Consider the following 19,328-nt stretch of genomic DNA (forward strand, 5'->3'; position numbering starts at 1 on the left):
TCATTCACTGAGCAATCCTGAGCATCACTGTTAATTCCCCCGCTTTAGTTTTGGGGTGACAGGATGGGGAGTTGCTGCAGTCGGATCAGGCTTTCAGCGTCCGGCCCTGTCAGACAGATACGCCTTCTAGAATAGATGCTTATCGTGATAATTAATTGTGCCCACCTCTGCTTCTGTCTCATGGTTTAAACGAGCCGTATGACCCTCATTATCGTTCTGCTTGTAATGTTATCACACCATACCAATCTCAGCGGAACGGGCGCAATTCCGCGTTCTGAGATACGGAGACTTGAATGGAAACAACATCAGAAAAAGGCGCTGGGTTTAGGGCTCGGTCTGCCTTTGCAAATAACACTCGCCGACCCGTGGAACGGGAATGGCTCACCCAGAAAGAAGTTGCGAATTACATTGGCGTGAAGGTGATGACTGTCTGGCGCTACGAGCACGGCTATACGGATGAGCGTGGCCAATATCATCCGCCCCGGGACGGCTACCCAAAAGCCTCAACCGCACTTGGCCGCAAGAAGTGGCGGAAAGCCGATATAGAGGCGTTCATGGCCTCCCAGATAGCCGCTTAGGGAGATTTCCGCGAAAGCGGCCCAGTATCCTCCACAAAGTACCCCTGCGACAGAATGTCCCCTAGGGTACCCTTGAGAGCAAAAGGGAGGCCGTGAAGACCTCCCAAAATACAGCTAAGTGCTTGAAATCTATGGTGCCCCCGGAGAGACTCGAACTCCCGACCCTCTGATTACAAATCAGATGCTCTACCAACTGAGCTACAAGGGCAGCGGCGTCCGATTAGCACAAACGTTCGATCTGTAAAACGAAAAAACGGCGGCGAACGTCTTTTTCACGTATTCGCCGTTTCGTCGCGCTCGTATCTCCTGCTAACCGGACACAAGATTGGTGGTTGCCGCGCAAAAAATAGTGGTTCTTGCCCCTATGGACCTACTATGGGTTGATTTTCTACCGCCGAATCAGGTCAAATCGTCGAAGATGGCAGCAAGTGCGGCTAGAAGGATGAAGAACATGGCCATGAGCTTCGAGGAGTTTCAGGGTTCGCGTGATTACAGTGACGATCTCCATGCGATCGGATTATGCGAGGGCGAGGGTTTCGTTTATGCAGACGGTCTTTGCTGCATCGAAAAGAGCGGCGCAGTCTATCTGCTTCATAGCGGCGAGCGAACGCTCGTAGATACCGATCTCGCCAGGCTGGAGCACGAGTTGTACCAGAGGCTTTATCTAGCTGCGGCGGCGTAACACGTTCGGACCAAGAATAAATGGCGGCGCTAAGAGCCCTGCGGCGAGTGGTGCAACTCCAAAAATGTCCTGGCCGTTTTGCCAGATGCCTCGCGTCGTGTTAGGCACGTCGCAGTCATTCTGATATACGGGCAGCCATGAACCGGAAAATCGAAACCTTTGCTTTTCTTTCCTCCGGAACGCCAGACTCCGAAGGGGCCATGCACGATCTGATCAAGATTTATGGTCAGGCCGAAGCAAGGGACGCCGATGTCATCATTGCTTTGGGCGGCGATGGCTTCATGCTGCAAACGCTGCAAAATTACATGAACCAGAGCAAGATGATCTATGGGATGAACCGCGGATCCGTCGGTTTCCTGATGAATGAGTTCAGCGACATCGATCTGAAGGAAAGGGTCGAGGCGGCCCAGGCCGAGACCATCCGGCCGCTGAAAATGATCACTGAATCCGCCGAAGACGGCACGTTCACGGCCTTCGCGCTGAATGAGGTGTCTCTGCTGCGTCAGTCCTATCAAGCGGCCAAGATCAAGATCACCGTCGATGACAAGGTCCGGCTGGAAGAACTGATCTGTGACGGGGTCATGGTGGCGACGCCGGCGGGATCGACCGCCTACAATCTGTCCGCGCAAGGTCCGATCCTGCCGCTTGATGCAAGGCTCCTCGCCCTCACTCCCGTGTCGGCCTTTCGTCCGCGACGATGGCGCGGCGCATTGCTGCCGAACAAGGTGACCGTGCGGTTCGATATACTGGAACCGGAAAAGCGCCCGGTGAACGCCGTAGCTGATCACACGGAAGTAAAGTCCGTCCTATCGGTCACGGTTGAGGAAGCATCTCAACTCAGGGCAACCATTCTGTTTGACAAGAACCATTCGTGGAATGAACGAATTCTCAAGGAACAGTTCCTTTATTGACGATATCAGAATAAAATGACGCATAATTGTAACGAACTCTTAAATCTCAGCTGGTGCAAGAGTTGACTTTTGCTGGTATGCACCGTAACGCCATTGTCAGCAAACGCTGTGCAAATCGAGCGTCCGATGCTTTTATGCAGATGGCGCCCTGAGAGTCGGTTTTGAAAATCGTTGTGACGAGGCAATTGGTGGTTTTCACACCAGATGACAGTAGCAGCAGAGTTTTGAAACGGGCTTGAAGCCGATAACAGGCATGCATGGCATAGACTGCAGATAGAAAGTTAAATCTCCATTGACCACCTTTGCTGATCTGGGCCTTTCACCGAAAGTGCTCGATGCTGTAGAAGCAGCAGGATATACAATACCAACACCGATCCAGCTTGGCGCGATCCCGCACGCGCTGCAGCGCAAGGATGTTCTGGGCATCGCCCAGACCGGAACCGGCAAGACCGCCTCGTTCGTTCTGCCGATGTTGACCTTGCTGGAACAGGGCCGCGCCCGTGCGCGTATGCCCCGCACGCTCATCCTGGAGCCGACGCGCGAACTCGCAGCGCAGGTCGAGGAGAACTTCGTCAAATATGGCAAGAACCATCGCCTCAACGTTGCGCTGCTGATCGGCGGCGTTTCTTTCGATGATCAGTTGCGCAAGCTTGAACGCGGCGCCGACGTGCTGATCGCGACACCTGGTCGTCTGCTCGATCATTTCGAGCGCGGGAAGCTGCTTTTGAGCGCTGTCGATATTCTCGTTATCGACGAAGCTGATCGTATGCTCGACATGGGATTCATTCCGGATATCGAACGCATCTGCAAGTTGATCCCCTTTACGCGGCAGACGCTGTTCTTCTCTGCGACGATGCCGCCGGAAATCACCAAGCTGACAGAGCAGTTCCTGCATTCTCCCGTTCGCATCGAGGTCGCCAAGGCGGCTACGACGGCGAAAACGGTCGAGCAGCAGCTCGTAAAGTCAGGCAAGAAGGATTGGGAGAAGCGCGCGGTGTTGCGCGATTTGATCCGCGCCGAGGCTGATGGCCTGAAAAACGCGATTATCTTCTGCAATCGCAAGAAGGATGTGTCCGAGCTGTTTCGCTCGCTGGTCAAGCATGATTTCGATGCTGGAGCCTTGCACGGCGACATGGATCAGCGCGCCCGCACGACCATGCTGGCGAACTTCAAGGACAACAAACTGAAGATACTTGTGGCGTCTGACGTGGCTGCCCGCGGGCTCGACATTCCGGATGTCAGCCACGTATTCAATTTCGATGTGCCTATCCATTCCGAGGACTATGTCCACCGCATCGGCCGCACTGGTCGCGCGGGTCGCTCCGGCAAGGCGTTTACCCTGGTCACGCCGGCGGACGTGAAATATCTCACGGCGATCGAAAAGCTGATCGGTGAGGACATCAACTGGTACGACGGCGACCTTTCCACTCTGCCAGTCTCGACCGAAACGGAAGAAGCGCCACGCCGCGGCCGAAACGGTCGTGACAAGAGCACACCGAAGCGCCGGCCCCGCAATGAGGGCCGAGAGCGCGAACGTCCGCAATCCGAGATTGACATCATCGCAGCGGCCGAAAAAGCCAGGGATGCCGATGTTCAGCCTGTTGTCGACGATCAGCCGACCCCGCGTAGCGCTGAGAAGCCGCAAAAGGCAGCAATCAAAGCCGAGAACGAGCAGCGCCGCGCCCGCGTTCCTCATGCGGAGCCACGCCGCGATCATCGGCGCGAGCGTGATGACATGGGTTCGGCACCAATCGGCTTCGGCGATGAAATCCCGGCGTTCATGCTGATCGATACGAAGTTCTAGGCCAGCTTCGAACGCATCATTTGGTGGCTGCGCGCAATGAAGCCTCATACGCGCGCTTTGCCCATTCCGACATGATGTCCGGATCGTCGAAGGCATCTGCCGGCACGGACCAATATGGCATCCCGACTGGTTTCCTGCCGTCGCGCTCGTAAGTCCACTGGCGGCAATTGGCTGCTTGAAACTCTGGCGCCGAGATTTTGTCTGCCTTCAGCAATATTTCGTCGGCCACTTCCAGCGCTATGATGAGGCCATTGAAGTAAATACCCTTGCCGCCGAACATGCGCTTGATCGTCACCGGGCCAAGTCCCGAAAACAAATCCTGAATTGCGTCATTGTCCACGACGGAAGGGTCAGGACGAGGCTGAGGCCAGCATTTCCGGCTTGGCCGGCGTCAGTTCAACAGACTCGCCGCAACCGCAGGCTGAGGTTTGGTTCGGATTGTTGAACACAAAGCCGGTGCGAAGCTTGGTCACTTCAAAATCCATTTGCGTGCCGAGAAGGTAGAGCACGGCCTCCGGGGCCACGAATACCTTGGCGCCGTCTTTCTCGACCACATCATCGCCCGCTTTCGCTTCGGTGACGAGATCGATCATATATTCCATGCCAGCGCAGCCGCCCTTCTTGATGCCGACGCGAATGCCGAGCGCACTGTCGCGCGTCGCCACGATTTCGCTCACGCGCTTCGCAGCAGCATCGGTCAATGTCATGACAGAAAAACGACCCATTTCTCATCTCTCTTGTTCGAGACCGCTGGAACGATCACTCGAATATCATAGTTAGTGTTACACAACCGTCACTGCAAGTGTTCAAACATCTCAAGGCCTATAAACACGATCGGCAGAGGCTGACAATCATGCATCATAGCCATCTCTTCCTTTGCAGCATTGCAGCGCTGGCCCTGAATCTGTCGCCTGTACTGGCTCAGGAAGCCAAACCGCCCGAAGCAACCGCGCCTGCTCCTGCGGAAACACCCGCGACAAAGCAGCAATCGGAGACTGGCACGCAGACCCCTCCGGAATATCTCGACGACCGGAGCAACCCCGAAGCCCTCATCAAGTCCTATTACAACGCCATAAACAGGCAGGAATATGCCCGCGCGTTCAGTTACTATGCCGCGGACAGCCAGCCGCAGCCATTTCCCCAATTTCAGGCGGGGTACGAAACAACCGAATCGGTAAGCGTGCTGTTCGGCAAGGCTGTCGGCGAAGGCGCGGCCGGTTCGGCCTACTGGAGCCAGCCGCTGGCGATCAGGTCCGAGGCCAAAGACGGCGCCGTAACGGTGTTCAATGGCTGCTATCGATTGAGATTGGCCAATCCGGCGATCCAGGGTGTGCCTTACGTGCCGCTGTCCATCCTTGATGGCACGCTGCAAAAATCGGAACAACCATTCGAACAGAGCGTACCTGAGGGCTGCGAAGCGCCTTGAATACAACAAGTTGCCTTGGTGCGTTGAGATTTGCGATCATGACCGTCTGCAAACGATGATTTTCAAGTAGCGGAGCGTTCTCAGTACCAGCCGACGGCAACCTGTGCCTCTTCCGACATGCGATCGGGTGTCCAGGGCGGATCGAAGGTCATGGTGACGTCAACGAAACTGACGCCTTCCACGGCACTGACCGCATCCTGCACCCACCCTGGCATTTCACCGGCGACCGGACAACCGGGCGCCGTCAGCGTCATCTCGATTTTGACGGACCGGTCGTCCTCGATGTCAATCTTGTAGACAAGGCCAAGCTCATAGATGTCAGCGGGAATTTCCGGGTCGTATACGGTTTTCAGGGCGCCAATGACATCATCGGTCAGGCGCGCCAGTTCGTCGGCAGGAATAGCCGACACAGGCGCGGCTTCGATCTCAGCCTTTGCAGAACCGGTCTCAACGTCCGGTGTCTCAGCTTTTTCCAGTGTCCCGGCTTTATCGGTCATTGTCATCACCCAAAGAATTTCCGCGCCTTTTCCAGCGCATCGGCGAGAACATCGATCTCGTCTCTCGTATTATACATCGCAAACGATGCACGGCATGTGGATGTTACGCCAAGGCGTTTCAATAGCGGCTGGGCGCAATGGGTGCCTGCCCGCACGGCAACGCCGGCGCGATCGATCACCATGGAAACGTCATGGGCATGGATACCCTGCAATTCGAAGGAAATGATGGCACCCTTGCCCTTGGCATCGCCAAAGATACGCAGCGAATTGATCTCGCGCAGACGCTGGTGTGCATAGTCGCGCAAATCTTCTTCGTGGGCGAGAATGGCGGCGCGGCCGATTTTCTCGACATACTCGATCGCCGCGCCAAGTCCGATCGCTTGGGCGATTGGTGGCGTGCCTGCCTCGAACCGGTGTGGCGGATGATTGTACGTGACGATTTCCTCCGTCACCTCCTCGATCATTTCGCCGCCGCCCTGAAAGGGGCGCATCGCTTCAAGCATCTCCTTGCGCCCATAAAGAACACCGATGCCCGACGGGCCGTAAATCTTGTGACCGGTGAAAATGTACCAGTCGCAACCGAGATCCTGAACGTCCACCGGCAGGTGCACCGCTCCTTGGCTGCCATCGACCAAAACCGGAATGCCTCGGGCATGGGCGATGCGGACGATTTCCTTGATTGGAGTCACCGTGCCGAGCACGTTCGACATATGGGTGATCGCGACGAGTTTGGTGCGATCAGTCAACCGATTCTCGAACTCCTCGATATGGAACGCACCCTGGTCATCGACCGGTACCCAGACCAGTTTGGCGCCCTGGCGCTCACGGATGAAATGCCACGGCACGATGTTCGAATGGTGCTCCATGATCGAAAGCACGATCTCTTCGCCCTCGCCGATATTTGGCATTCCATAGCCGTAGGCGACCGTATTGATGGCCTCGGTCGCCGATTTCGTGAAAACGATTTCATCGACCGAAGACGCATTGAGAAACCGCCGCACGCTTTCCCGCGCTTTCTCGTAGGCGTCGGTCGCCGCGTTCGACAGGAAATGCAAGCCGCGATGCACATTGGCGTATTCGTTCGAATAGGTGTGCGTCACCATATCGATCACGGCCTGCGGCTTCTGCGCCGAAGCACCATTGTCGAGATAGACCAGCGGCTTGCCGTAGACTTCTCGCGACAGGATAGGGAAATCCCGACGGATGGCCCCTACGTCGTAGCCGCTTTGGATGATCTTCGTGTCCATGAGCCTGTGCTTTCCAAGGTTCAGCCGGTCACACGTGTGCCGCCAGCCATTTGTCGAGAATGGCTTCAAGCGCCTCAACCAATGGTTCGTTCTCCAATTCCTCGACGATCTCGGCAACGAATGCCTTGATCAGAAGGCCGCGTGCTTCGTTCTCGGGAATTCCGCGTGCACGCAGATAGAACAGATGATTGTCATCGATCTCGGCTACCGTTGCACCATGACCACAAGCCACGTCATCCGCGAAAATTTCCAGTTCGGGCTTCGCATCGAACTCGCCTTCATCGGAAAGCAGCAATGTGTTGCAAGCCATGCGTGCGTCGGTTTTCTGGGCGATCCTGTTGACCTTGATCTGACCCTGGAAAACACCGCGCGCGCGATCTGTCACGACATTGCGGATGACCTGTACCGAGGTCGTATTCTCGACCAGATGACCGAGGGTCATTGTGACATCGGTATGGCTCTCGCCGCCGAGCAAATTCACTCCGCGCAACTGAAAGTCAGAGCCCTCGCCCTTTGCCAGCACATGCACTTCCTGACGGATCAGCTTGCCGCCGGCGTTGACGACATAGAGCGTCAGCCTGGCATTGGTTCCGAGCGTCGCGGTGAACTGAGCCAGCTGCGTGGCTTGAACCCCCTGCTCGCGGAGGATGATCCAGGTGATCCGGGCATCGTCGGCGATCGTCACGTTGCTGACACTCGTTGAGAAACCTTCGCCCTCGCCGCCGGTCTGGCGCTCGATGATCGTGGCCTTCACACCTTTGCCGAATTTGACCGGAAAGCGCACATGACCCTGGCCGCGAAGCTGCGCATTCTGCAATTCGACCGGGGTTTCAAGTTCAACACCGTCGGCGAACGTCACTGCCCATCCATCGCTGACATAGGCCGCATTGATCTGGCCGATCGCATCGTCACCGCCACGAATGGCAAGCTGCCGGATCGCGGAACCATCGGCAAGCTTCTCTTTCAACTTCGTGAACTCGATACCTTCAAGATGCGGAGACGTCAGCGCCACACCGTTGGAAACAGTCGCGATGGCAGAACCGGGGATAATCGCCGGAAGTGCGTTCGTCCCGCCGGTCTCGTCAAAAGCAGGTATGCCGCGCAGCAAAGTCCTCAAGTCGGTGTAATGCCACGCCTCGACGCGTCGCGACGGCAGGCCCTGGGTTTTCAGGGCTTCGATGGCATTGTCTCGCGCGCTTGCGATCTCGCCATCGCCCGGCAATTCACCCATCCGGTCGACGAAGCCATCGACCAGCGTGGATTCAGCAGGTGTGGGCTGGCGTCCTGTGTGAACATTCATGACATTCGTCCTCAGGCTGCCTCGCCGATAATATCGGCGTAGCCATTCTCTTCAAGCTCGAGTGCAAGGTTTTTATCGCCTGACTTGATCACCTGCCCCTTGTAGAGCACGTGCACCGTGTCCGGCACGATGTAGTCGAGCAGGCGCTGATAATGGGTGATGACGATTACGGCACGATCCGGCGAGCGTAAAGCATTGACACCGTCGGCAACGATCTTCAGTGCGTCGATATCAAGACCAGAATCGGTTTCGTCAAGTACGCAGAGCTTCGGCTCGAGCAGCTTCATCTGCAGGATTTCCGCGCGCTTCTTTTCACCGCCGGAAAAACCCACATTGAGCGGGCGCTTGAGCATGGCGATGTCCATGTCGAGCGATGCGGCCGCCGTCTTTACGCGTCCGATGAACTCGGGGATCTTCAGCGGCTCTTCACCGCGCGCCTTGCGCTGCGAGTTCATAGCCACTTTCAAAAACTCCATCGTCGCAACGCCGGGTATTTCCATAGGATACTGAAACGCCAGGAAAATGCCCTTGGCCGCACGTTCCGACGGATCGAGTTCCAGGATCGATTCTCCATTATAGAGAATGTCGCCTTCAGTGACCTCGTAGTCATCGCGACCCGCAAGAATATAGGACAGCGTCGATTTGCCGGAGCCGTTTGGCCCCATGATAGCCGCTACTTCGCCTGCCTTGACGGTAAGATTCAACCCACGGATGATCTCCGTGTCGGTATCTGCGATCTTCGCATGGAGATTTCTGATTTCCAGCATTTTCATTACCTTTTGAATTTCTGGGGATCAGCCTTGGCGATCCCGATGACAATCGTGTGCCTGTGAGCCGGCGGCACAGCCTATGAAGAACTCTCGCCGCTGAGGCTCCTGAGCCGCTCGACCACAGACGCGAGCTCCTTGCGTGCCCTGATCAGTTCTGGCTCGAGAACGCTCTCCGTCGCGGAAGACGAGCGAGCCATCGTATCGGTGAGTTCGTCGATCACTTCGCCAAGCTCTTCGTAGCGGCGGCGCAGCCTGTCGAGTGCGTCTTCGGTGACTGGTGCCATTATCCGACGCTCCCCTCCAGGCTGATACCGATGAGCTTTTGGGCCTCGACGGCAAACTCCATCGGCAGTTCCTGAATGACTTCCTTGACGAATCCATTGACGATGAGCGCGATTGCCTCTTCTTCCGGAATTCCGCGCTGCATCACATAGAACAGCGCATCTTCCGAAATCTTCGAGGTGGTCGCCTCATGCTCGAACTGCGCCGTCGCGTTCTTCGCCTCGATATAGGGGACCGTATGTGCACCGCAATCATTGCCGATCAGCAGCGAGTCGCATTGGGTGAAGTTTCGTGCGTTCTCGGCCTTGCGATGAGCAGAGACCTGACCGCGATAGGTATTGTTCGACTTGCCTGCCGAGATACCTTTGGAGATGATGCGGCTCGAGGTGTTCTTGCCGAGATGCAGCATCTTAGTCCCGCTATCGATCTGCTGGTGACCGTTGGAAACAGCAATCGAATAGAACTCACCGCGGGAATTATCGCCGCGCAGAATGACTGAAGGATATTTCCAGGTTATCGCCGACCCGGTCTCGACCTGCGTCCACGAAATCTTGGAATTGACCCCGCGGCAATCGCCGCGCTTGGTGACAAAATTGTAGATGCCGCCCTTGCCCTCCGCGTCGCCCGGGAACCAGTTTTGCACGGTCGAGTATTTGATCTCCGCATCGTCAAGCGCGATCAGCTCGACGACGGCGGCATGCAACTGGTTTTCGTCGCGCTGCGGCGCCGTGCAGCCTTCGAGGTAGGACACGTAAGCGCCTTCCTCGGCAATGATCAACGTCCGTTCGAACTGGCCCGTATCCCGCTCGTTGATGCGGAAATAGGTGGACAGCTCCATCGGGCAGCGCACGCCCTTCGGCACATAGACGAAGGATCCGTCCGTAAACACAGCAGAGTTCAGCGTCGCGTAGAAATTGTCCGAAACCGGCACAACCGTTGCAAGATATTTCTTCACGAGGTCCGGGTGTTCGCGAATTGCTTCGGAAATCGAGCAGAATATGACGCCGGCTTTCGCCAGTTCCGCCTTGAACGTCGTGACCACCGAGACACTGTCAAACACCGCATCGACCGCCACGCGTCCGGACTTGTAGACATTGTCGCTGGTTTCTTCTTCGTCGGCGTCCGTGGGGCTCGCTTCTCCCACCTTGCGTACGCCCGCGAGAATCTCCTGCTCTTTAAGAGGAATTCCCAGCTTCTCATAGGTGCGCAGAAGCTCCGGATCCACTTCCGCAAGAGAAGTCGGGCCGGTCTGGTTCTTCGGACCGGCGTAGTAGACCATGTCCTGGAAGTCGATCTTCGGGTAGTTTACGCGCGCCCAGGTAGGCTCCTCCATCGTCAGCCAGCGTTCATAAGCCTTCAGACGCCATTCAAGCATCCATTCAGGCTCGTTCTTCTTGGCAGAGATGAAGCGAATGATATCTGCGTTGAGGCCTTTAGGCGCCTTATCCATCTCGATAAGCGTTTCAAAGCCGTATTTGTACTGGTCCACGTCAAGCGTACGGACCCGGTCAATGGTTTCCTGCACGGCAGGCATTGGCGTTCTCCATCCACGCGGGGTTCAAGGTCCCGCAGTTGCAAACGTCAAGGCAGTATGTCGTCTTGAATATCTGCCTCTATGTAGTGCGCAATTGCACAATTTAACACCGGTATTCACCGGATTTTTACGCGTATCGGCGGTACACGCCCATAAGCGGGTTCGTCACGCCGCGTTTGCAGCCGATCTTGCCGAACGATCGCGCCTGGCGACGATATCCTTCAGCGCATTTAGAAAGAGCGCGATGTCGTCTTCGCCCGTTTCCGGCGCCGTGGAAACGCGAAGTCCCCCTGGTCCATCGCCGTGTCCCATCGCACCGAGCACGTGACTTGGTCCAACTTTCCCGGATGAACAGGCAGAACCAGCCGATAGCGCGATTCCGGCAAGATCGAAAGCGATCTGCACCGTTTCCGCTTTCGTGTCGGTCAGCGAGAACATTGTCGTGTTTGGCAGCCGGACCACGCCCTCGCCATAGATCGTTGCGTCAGGTGCAATGGTCCTGATGCCGCGTTCGATCGTGTCACGCATTTGCGTAGACCAGCCACCGGAATTCAGACGTTCCCTGGCAACCCGCGCGGCAGCCCCAAATCCGGCGATAATCGGCAAGGCCTCGGTGCCGCCGCGATGTCCCTTTTCCTGGCCGCCACCGCGGATGATGGATTTCGGCATCACCAGATCGGAAACCGCGACGAATGCACCGACGCCTTTCGGACCGCCGATCTTGTGTGATGACAGGATGAGGTAGTCCGCACAAGACCCTGTTATGTCAAGACGAACGCGGCCAGCTGCCTGCACCGCATCCACGACGAACAAACCTCCGAATTCCTTCACCAGGGCACCGATCTCTTGGATCGGTTGCAGGACACCGGTTTCATTGTTTGCGGCCTGCATGGCCACGAGCGGCAAGCCCTGACTGCGATCATGAGCGGCAAGAAACCCACGCAGCTCCTCGAGATCAATCAACCCGTTGCCGTCAACGCCAACCACCTCGACCTGCTCTGACGCAAATTGTCCGCCAGCAAGGATGCAGGGATGTTCGCTGGCGCCGACATAAAGCCGCGAGAGACGCAGCGGCGCGCGTCCCATCGTATAATGTGGCGTCAGAAGGGTTGAAGCCGCCTCGGTCGCACCCGATGTAAAGACCACATGATCAGGCTTGGCGTTGACCAGCGCGGCGACATCGCGTCGGGCAGCTTCCAGAATAGCCTTGGTCGCGCGGCCCTCCAGATGAACCGACGATGGATTGCCGGTCTGCATCATCGCATCGACCACAGCATCGCGCGCCGCAGCGATAAGCGGCGCACTGGCATTGTAGTCGAGATAGGCGCGATGGCGGGCCATGCTTCTCCTGATTCGTGTTCTTTTGGCAAAAAGCGCAATTTTCTTGAAATTGGGCCTCGGACAAGCCTATTAAGCCGGTTCGAGATAAAGTTCTACACCAGTTTTGAACGGTTCTAAACTGGTTTTATGGTCGCTGTTGACTGCCGTCAAGCCCGGCATACCAATAAGTGGCCACTGCGAAAACTGGAGTATACATGCCTGAAGTAATTTTCAATGGACCCGCGGGACGTCTTGAGGGCCGATATCAGCCTTCGACGGAGAAAAATGCCCCGATCGCGATTGTCCTGCATCCCCATCCGCAATTTGGCGGTACCATGAACAACAAGATCGTCTACGACCTGTTCTACATGTTCCAGCAGCGCGGCTTCACCACGTTGCGATTCAACTTTCGCGGTATCGGCCGCAGCCAGGGCGAATTCGATCACGGTTCAGGCGAATTGTCGGATGCTGCCGGGGCGCTCGACTGGGTACAGTCGCTCCATCCGGACTCGAAGACGTGCTGGGTTGCTGGCTATTCCTTCGGGGCGTGGATCGGTATGCAATTGCTCATGCGCCGCCCGGAGATCGAAGGCTTTATCTCCGTGGCACCACAGCCGAATACTTATGATTTTTCCTTCCTCGCCCCTTGCCCATCGTCCGGACTGATCCTTCACGGCGACCAGGACAAAGTTGCACCGCCCAAGGATGTGCAAGGTCTGGTCGACAAGCTGAAGACGCAGAAAGGCATCACCATCACGCAGAAGACGATGGTCGGCGCCAATCATTTCTTCTCCGGCATGACCGATGAGGTTATCGCAGAATGTTCGGACTATCTCGATCGCCGCTTGAATGGTGAACTGGTCGAGGCCAAACCGAAAAGATTGCGTTAAGGTCGGAGGATCAACACTGTGCGTGGTTCGACAAGCTCAGTGTTGATGCCAAACTGCTATTTGCTGGGCCTCACCATCACACCGCCGGACACCGCGAAACTGCACCCCGTTGTCGTTGGCCAAGTCAGCGGCAATCCGTCCAGCGATCTTACGGCGAGATAGGCCCAGGCTTCGGCCTCCATCGAATCTCCGTTGAGCGCCAGATCCTCCGCGACGACAATTCTTGCCCCTGAACTTGCAGCACCCTCGTTGAGATCGGCCATGATCGTCGCATTCTTGCGGCCGCCACCACAGATGATCCACAGCGACGGTTGTTCGGGAGAATATGCGCTCGCCTTGAGAATTGCCGCCGCGGTGATCTTCGCCAGCGTGCGTGCACCGTCTGCGAGTTCCACATCGCCCAGATCGCCGAGTTTGAAATCGTTGCGGTCCAGAGACTTGGGCGGAGCAAGGTCAAAAAACGGTTTCGTCAGATACCGTTCAACCGCTTCGCCTATGATATGGCCCTCACTCGCGATCGCTCCGCCCGCGTCGTAGGCAATGCCCGCCTTGTCGGAGACCCACTGATCGATCAGCGTATTACCGGGTCCGGTATCGAAGGCGATTGGATCGGACGCCCCGCAAACGATCGTGACGTTGGATATGCCGCCGATATTGACGAAAACGACTGGCTTTCCCCTGCTTGATTCGGGTCCTATCCGCGCAGCCAGCGCCTGGTGATAGGCAGGCACGAGCGGTGCACCCTGGCCGCCATGCACCATGTCATTGGCGCGCATGTCGTATACAACAGGAATACCCGTCATCTGCGCGAGCATTCTACCATCGCCGAGTTGGACCGTCAGAGCTTCCAAAGGTCTGTGGAGCACAGTTTGGCCGTGAAAGCCGATCACATCGATATCGGCCTTGTCGAGCTTGCCGCGCGACAGAAACTGCGCGACCGCATCGCAGTGCCGCCTTGTAAGCTCTCGTTCGATGGCGCTGAGTTCGCCCGGCCTCTCGCTTCTCGACTTGATCGATTTCGCATCGCCAAGTCCGGCTTCGATCTGGCGGCGGAAGGCGGTTTCGTAAGGCATGAAATCGGAGGGACCGCGCCGCACTTCGCTTCTGCCATCGGTCTCGATGAGCGCGATGTCGATACCATCCATGGAGGTCCCGCTCATCAGGCCGATTGCGCGCCGTATCGCTGCCAAGACAGTGCCTTTCTTGTGATTCGATAGAGAATGATGTTAAACGGCTGCGTCCTCCAAGGCACATCTTTTGTGCCCAGTTGATTCAATCAGGAAAACCCGAAATGTCTGCCTTCAAATCCGAATTTCTGCACACGCTTTCGACGCGCGGCTTCATCCATCAGACCTCCGACGATGCGGGTCTGGATGCGCTCTTCGCCAAGGAAACCGTGTCGGCATATATCGGCTTTGACCCGACGGCCTCCAGCCTCCACGCCGGCAGTCTCTTGCAGATCATGATGCTGCATTGGATGCAGAAGACCGGGCATCGCGCAGTAGCACTGATGGGCGGTGGAACAGGAATGGTCGGCGATCCATCTTTCAAGGATGAGGCGCGCAAGCTGATGACGCCCGAGATCATCCAGAGCAATATCGACAGCATCAAGAAGGTGTTTGCCAACTATCTTTCCTTTGGTGAAGGTCCAAAAGATGCGTTGATGGTCAACAATGCGGAGTGGCTGCTGCCACTCAACTATCTCGAATTCCTGCGCGATGTCGGCCAGCATTTTTCCGTCAATCGCATGTTGTCCTTCGATTCGGTAAAGCAGCGCCTTGATCGCGAGCAGTCGCTTTCCTTCCTTGAATTCAACTACATGATTCTGCAGGCCTATGATTTTGTGGAGCTGAACAAGCGCTACGGTCTGCGCCTGCAGATGGGCGGCTCCGATCAGTGGGGGAATATCGTCAATGGCATCGACCTCGGTCATCGCCTTGGCACGCCCCAGCTTTACGCGCTCACCTCGCCGCTGCTGACCACCTCGTCCGGCGCCAAGATGGGCAAGTCGATGAACGGCGCCGTATGGCTCAACGCAGACCTGCTCAGCCCCTACGATTTCTGGCAGTACTGGCGCAACACCGAAGATGCCGATGTCGAGCGGTTCTTGAAGCTCTACACTACCTTGCCGCTGGATGAGATCAGCCGCCTGGCCTCGCTGGGCGGAGCTGAAATCAACGAGACCAAGAAGATTCTTGCCACCGAGATCACAGCGCTTCTTCACGGCCGCCAGGCAGCCGACGAAGCTGCGGAAACGGCCCGCAAGACTTTCGAGGAAGGCGCTTTGGCAACCAATCTGCCGACCGTGGAAATTCCAGGCAGCGGCCTCGAAGCTGGAATTGGCATCTTGACCCTTCTCGTCAAGGCCGGCCTTGCCGGATCGAACGGTGAAGCGCGGCGCCATATACAAGGTGGTGCCGTGCGCGTGAATGACGTCAGTGTTTCGGATGAAAAGGCGCAAGTTGGAACGTCGGATGTAACCGCCGAAGGCGTCATCAAGCTTTCGCTCGGCAAGAAGAAGCATATTCTGGTCAGGCCGGTTTGAGAATAGCTGGCACTACCGCTGTGCGTGGGTTCGACGGGCTCACCATGAGGAGATCAGTGAACCGCAAGAATGGTCAGCAACGTTGGAGATAATGTCTCGCTGCAATCATCAACGTCCCTCATGGTGAGCCCCGTCGAACCGCGCACAGCGGTGTTGCTACCAGGCAAAGCCTCAAGCGTGTGCAAGGCTGGACCTACTGAAACTCGAAGATCGAGCGGAAAATACCTGGCGCGATGACCGAGATCGGATTGACGATGATCTGTGGTTGCTTCAACGGCCCGATCAGCTTGTAGGTGATACCGATCAATCCGCGATCCCGCCCGTTACCGAGGAACAGGCCGAGAATAGGCAGGTCGCCGAAGAGACGGTTGATGCCATAGGCCGGCATGAAAGTGCCGGTAAGCGCCATATTGCCCTGGGGATCGCTGAGCGTGCCCTGAAAGGTCGTGCCGATTGTCGGGCCGCGAATCACGCCATTGGCAAGGTTGATGTAGTTTTCACCCTTTTCGATCTGTGAAAAACCACGGTCGAAGACTACCCGCGACACGTCGATATTCTTCTTCACCGCCTCATTGAGGCTGGTACCGTTTGGCGAGGACGATACGAGTTTCGCCAGTCGCGGCTCATTGACAAGCGTGAAATCGCGCGCGTCGATCTGGCCGCGCAATGGTCCATCGCCCTTTGAATCGAGCGCCACGTTGATGCTGCCCCCGGACATCTTGTCATAGAAGCCGAAGAAGCGCAGCACGGCACCGGCATCTCGCGACTGGAGGCTGATTGAACGCGCCCCACTCTCGCTGCTGTCCGCGGCGATCACGTTCTGGCCACTCTTGGCTACGGCATTGAATGCAAGTCCTGAGACATTCGAGCCAACTCCTTCGTAAGAAAGCGAAACATTTCGAAAGTTCTCGGAGTGAAAGCCTGTTACCTCATCGATATCCGCATTGACCAGCACGCGGTTTTTGCTACCTGCGCCATTGTCGCCGGCGTTCTTTTTCTTGTCCGTTATCTGATTGAGCAAAGGTCTTGCATCGAAGGATTGGCCTTTGACCGCGACTCGGTAGCCATATTTGGTACGATCGACCTTTACCGCAATGGCGTCGGAACGATTGAGCCTGACGTTCTTGAAATCGGCGGAGGTCATGTCACCATCCACCACGTTCACGTCTCCTTGCAGACGGAACGTGTCGCCGGAAACATCGAGGTCACGAATGCTCGCATTGTCGCCATCTTGCTGCAGCGTGAACTTGGCCGTCGCCTTTACGCCTGCGCCCTTGGTCCAGCCCAGCTGCGCCAGCTTGATTTCTGCTTTTGTCAGGTCTGCGGAGGCTATGCGAGAGCCATCCTCGGCCTTTTCGATATCGACCGATATTGGTCCGGAGAGCAGCGGATCGAGGGCGGGAAACAGGGCGTTGCGCGTCTTGTCGTCGAGTTGCAGCGTCACATCCTGTTCGCGTTTGGCCGGGTTGTCGCCCAATGGTTCGAATAATGTGACATCGGCGGGAATGCCGTTGAGTTCCGCACTGGCCTTCACGCGCGCTGCATCCTGGTTGACTGACAGTTCGCCATCCGCGTCGGTAATTGTCTGCCCGTCGATCTTCTTGGCGATCGCAACATTCGAGAACTGCATGTCAGCCGACCAAGTCAGGCTGTCTTTGGGTGCGCGGCGTGTCACCGGAAACGCAACAATCACGTGCGACTTCACATTCCCTTGTATATCTTCCGGGGCGAAGGGAAGGTTCTTCAGACCGTTGATCGGCTTGAATCCGATGAATTCGGCAACGGCCGGCGCTTCGCCCGCAACGTTCAGGTCCAGCGTGGACACGACTGGCCGCTGTGGTCCCCAGGGAATGACAACGGTGCCATCGATAATGCGCACCTCGCGATTGCCTGGCGTAACTGACAAGCCGTCCTCAAGGGTGATTTGAGTGAAGGCGCCGCGAACACTCACCTTGCCTTCGGCATCCCGTACCGGCGGCAGATCGCCGACAATATCGAAGCGCGACTTGCTGACATTGAAATCAACCTGGACTTCATCAGCAGTCAAGGGCGGTGGCTTGCCCGGCCCATCGAACCGGCCGGCGGGGAATGCAACCTTGATTGTACTGTCCTTCGAATCTCCATCATGCATCTTGTCTATGAGCCAGCGTCGTGCTCCCGTGGCGACCCATATCGGCCATAGCTGCTTGACATCGGCGACTGGCATTTGCGGTATTTGCAAGGCGAGGTTCATTGCAGGCGAACCGCCGCCAAAAGTAACGCTCGCTTCCCCGGTCAGCCCGCTCTCGCCACTCGCGCGCACGGCAATGTCGGAAACGTCGAGCTGCTTTTGCGTCAGGTCGTAGCGGCCTGCGACGCGGGCGCTGATAGGCAGGGCCGGCTCCGGAGAATCAGCTGGGGCGGAGTTTGCCTTGTTTGTCAGAAGCTCGAACCGGTACCCTGGATTTACGTTCGATGCAGGATCCGCCGATACCGGATCTGGTCCTATTGCCCCCTCGACGATCCCTCTGAACCCGCCGAAGTGAATATCGGATGGCTTGATTTCAAGCTTCCGCGTGCCCGAAACATGTTCGAAATTTATCTTTGTTTCCACGGCCATGTCTTCGACGTTGCCGATTGTAACCGGTCCTTCGCCGATGTTCAGCGCTCCCCATATTCGTCCGGGCAGCGTTGCCGTCGCAGCAATACCGTCCAGCTTGATCTCAGCCTGATTGTTAAAGCTGAGATAGGCCCCATCCGGCTTGATACCGTCAATGTCGGGGATTGGAGCTGTGCCAAACCGGCCTTCCAGGGGAATCTTGCTGATTGCCAGCGAGAAAGCCTCGATCTTGGCCCCGATTGCGGAGCGTTTCGCGCGGGCAGATATCTCGACTTGTTTGCCTTGCCATTCTACGACGCCATTGATGGCAACCGGACCTCCGGTTTCCGAAAGGTCAAGATTGACGATGCGCAAGCGCTCTGGCGAACCCGCTATGGTGAAATTGAAAATCGTATTCGCGATGGAAATGTCGCGCGTTTCGCGCTGGTCAAGCAGCGATACCGCGCTTTCCAGGCCGGCAAAAATTGCTGTCGATGCAGCATCGAGGTTGACGAGCCCCCTTTCATCCTTCGGAACAAGCGCCATGAAATCGAACGGGACAACCGAAGTGACCTTGATTTGCGCCCCGTCCAGTTCCAGCCGCTCGACCCGCACCTTGCCCTGCAACAGGGGCAAAGTTGCAAGCCCGATGCGGACCGAGCGCACGTTATTGATCTCGATGCCACGCTTGGTATCGGCGATATTTACGTCTCTCGCTTCGAGCGCGATATGGCGGCGCTTGTCGAGAGATATTTGCGCTGACTGGATTGTAGCGTGGGCGTCCGGGCCAAGAACAGTCTTGAGAGCCGTTTGAGCCCGCTGCGTCAGAGCTTCGCCTCCAATGCCCACACGCAGGATGACGAAAGCTATACCGGCCAGAACAGCGATCAAGATAAGGAACGAACACGTGGCGCCGGCCGCAAAATGGAGATGAGAACGCCGCTTTCGGGGCGTCGTCACGGGT

18 protein-coding genes and 1 tRNA gene are annotated in these 19,328 nt (G+C 56.8%); 7 read left to right on the forward strand and 12 right to left on the reverse strand.

The features are described 5' to 3' along the window. Nucleotides 1-293: 293 nt before the first annotated feature. On the forward strand, nucleotides 294-578 hold the full coding sequence (locus tag CU100_RS12380; protein WP_106716848.1) for a helix-turn-helix transcriptional regulator: 285 nt from the start codon (nucleotides 294-296) through the stop codon (nucleotides 576-578). Nucleotides 579-710: 132 nt separating this feature from the next. On the opposite strand, the gene CU100_RS12385 is transcribed toward CU100_RS12380, so the two are convergent. Beyond that, nucleotides 711-786, reverse strand: a tRNA-Thr gene (locus CU100_RS12385). Between the two features lie 243 nt (nucleotides 787-1,029). On the opposite strand from CU100_RS12385, the gene CU100_RS12390 reads away from it, so the two are divergent. From CU100_RS12390 to CU100_RS12400, 3 genes are all read left to right on the forward strand, one after another. Beyond that, the gene (locus CU100_RS12390) at nucleotides 1,030-1,260 is read left to right on the forward strand and encodes a hypothetical protein (RefSeq protein WP_146141839.1); all 231 of its coding nucleotides are present in this window, start codon (nucleotides 1,030-1,032) and stop codon (nucleotides 1,258-1,260) included. 137 nt (nucleotides 1,261-1,397) lie between these two features. Next, nucleotides 1,398-2,171 carry an NAD kinase gene (locus tag CU100_RS12395; RefSeq protein ID WP_106716850.1) on the forward strand — a complete coding sequence of 258 codons (774 nt, stop codon included), beginning with the start codon at nucleotides 1,398-1,400 and terminating at the stop codon, nucleotides 2,169-2,171. Between the two features lie 292 nt (nucleotides 2,172-2,463). Next, nucleotides 2,464-3,975, forward strand: coding sequence for a DEAD/DEAH box helicase (locus CU100_RS12400; RefSeq protein ID WP_106716851.1), 1,512 nt, complete (start codon nucleotides 2,464-2,466; stop codon nucleotides 3,973-3,975). A gap of 16 nt (nucleotides 3,976-3,991) precedes the next feature. Here the strand turns inward: CU100_RS12400 and CU100_RS12405 are convergent, their stop codons facing one another. Continuing rightward, nucleotides 3,992-4,315, reverse strand: a complete 324-nt coding sequence (locus CU100_RS12405) for a TfoX/Sxy family protein (RefSeq protein ID WP_106716852.1) — start codon at nucleotides 4,313-4,315, stop codon at nucleotides 3,992-3,994. A 10-nt stretch (nucleotides 4,316-4,325) separates the two neighbouring features. Next, nucleotides 4,326-4,700 (reverse strand): Fe-S cluster assembly scaffold SufA, encoded by a 375-nt coding sequence (gene sufA / locus CU100_RS12410; protein WP_106716853.1) that lies wholly within the window; start codon nucleotides 4,698-4,700, stop codon nucleotides 4,326-4,328. Nucleotides 4,701-4,828: 128 nt separating this feature from the next. Between sufA and CU100_RS12415 the strand changes: the two genes are divergently transcribed. Continuing rightward, complete coding sequence (locus tag CU100_RS12415; RefSeq protein WP_146141840.1) at nucleotides 4,829-5,401, forward strand: hypothetical protein; 573 nt, start codon at nucleotides 4,829-4,831, stop codon at nucleotides 5,399-5,401. An 80-nt stretch (nucleotides 5,402-5,481) separates the two neighbouring features. Here the strand turns inward: CU100_RS12415 and CU100_RS12420 are convergent, their stop codons facing one another. From CU100_RS12420 to CU100_RS12450, 7 genes are all read right to left on the reverse strand, one after another. Then, nucleotides 5,482-5,898, reverse strand: a complete 417-nt coding sequence (locus tag CU100_RS12420) for an SUF system Fe-S cluster assembly protein (RefSeq protein WP_106717253.1) — start codon at nucleotides 5,896-5,898, stop codon at nucleotides 5,482-5,484. 5 nt (nucleotides 5,899-5,903) lie between these two features. Then, nucleotides 5,904-7,145: a cysteine desulfurase gene (locus tag CU100_RS12425; RefSeq protein ID WP_106716855.1), complete on the reverse strand. Its 1,242-nt coding sequence runs from the start codon at nucleotides 7,143-7,145 to the stop codon at nucleotides 5,904-5,906. Between the two features lie 28 nt (nucleotides 7,146-7,173). Beyond that, nucleotides 7,174-8,445, reverse strand: coding sequence for a Fe-S cluster assembly protein SufD (gene sufD, locus CU100_RS12430; RefSeq protein WP_106716856.1), 1,272 nt, complete (start codon nucleotides 8,443-8,445; stop codon nucleotides 7,174-7,176). An 11-nt stretch (nucleotides 8,446-8,456) separates the two neighbouring features. Further along, the gene (sufC, locus tag CU100_RS12435; protein WP_106717254.1) at nucleotides 8,457-9,212 is read right to left on the reverse strand and encodes a Fe-S cluster assembly ATPase SufC; all 756 of its coding nucleotides are present in this window, start codon (nucleotides 9,210-9,212) and stop codon (nucleotides 8,457-8,459) included. Nucleotides 9,213-9,292: 80 nt separating this feature from the next. Beyond that, nucleotides 9,293-9,499: a hypothetical protein gene (locus tag CU100_RS12440; protein ID WP_106716857.1), complete on the reverse strand. Its 207-nt coding sequence runs from the start codon at nucleotides 9,497-9,499 to the stop codon at nucleotides 9,293-9,295. Continuing rightward, nucleotides 9,499-11,031, reverse strand: a complete 1,533-nt coding sequence (gene sufB, locus CU100_RS12445) for a Fe-S cluster assembly protein SufB (RefSeq protein ID WP_106716858.1) — start codon at nucleotides 11,029-11,031, stop codon at nucleotides 9,499-9,501. The genes CU100_RS12440 and sufB overlap by 1 nt, the downstream gene beginning before the upstream one ends. Nucleotides 11,032-11,196: 165 nt before the next feature. Beyond that, nucleotides 11,197-12,372 (reverse strand): cysteine desulfurase family protein, encoded by a 1,176-nt coding sequence (locus tag CU100_RS12450; RefSeq protein ID WP_106716859.1) that lies wholly within the window; start codon nucleotides 12,370-12,372, stop codon nucleotides 11,197-11,199. A 194-nt stretch (nucleotides 12,373-12,566) separates the two neighbouring features. On the opposite strand from CU100_RS12450, the gene CU100_RS12455 reads away from it, so the two are divergent. Further along, entirely contained in the window at nucleotides 12,567-13,241 is a 675-nt protein-coding gene (locus CU100_RS12455; RefSeq protein ID WP_027231414.1) for an alpha/beta hydrolase, read from the forward strand. Between the two features lie 56 nt (nucleotides 13,242-13,297). On the opposite strand, the gene CU100_RS12460 is transcribed toward CU100_RS12455, so the two are convergent. Next, nucleotides 13,298-14,431: an anhydro-N-acetylmuramic acid kinase gene (locus CU100_RS12460; RefSeq protein WP_106716860.1), complete on the reverse strand. Its 1,134-nt coding sequence runs from the start codon at nucleotides 14,429-14,431 to the stop codon at nucleotides 13,298-13,300. Between the two features lie 101 nt (nucleotides 14,432-14,532). On the opposite strand from CU100_RS12460, the gene tyrS reads away from it, so the two are divergent. After that, nucleotides 14,533-15,786 carry a tyrosine--tRNA ligase gene (gene tyrS, locus CU100_RS12465; protein WP_106716861.1) on the forward strand — a complete coding sequence of 418 codons (1,254 nt, stop codon included), beginning with the start codon at nucleotides 14,533-14,535 and terminating at the stop codon, nucleotides 15,784-15,786. A gap of 193 nt (nucleotides 15,787-15,979) precedes the next feature. Here tyrS and CU100_RS12470 read toward each other — a convergent pair whose 3' ends face one another. Beyond that, nucleotides 15,980-19,324: a YhdP family protein gene (locus CU100_RS12470; protein WP_245418995.1), complete on the reverse strand. Its 3,345-nt coding sequence runs from the start codon at nucleotides 19,322-19,324 to the stop codon at nucleotides 15,980-15,982. Nucleotides 19,325-19,328 lie beyond the last annotated feature (4 nt).

The organism is Phyllobacterium endophyticum (assembly GCF_003010935.1).
GTDB classification, from domain to species: Bacteria; Pseudomonadota; Alphaproteobacteria; order Rhizobiales; family Rhizobiaceae; genus Phyllobacterium; species Phyllobacterium endophyticum.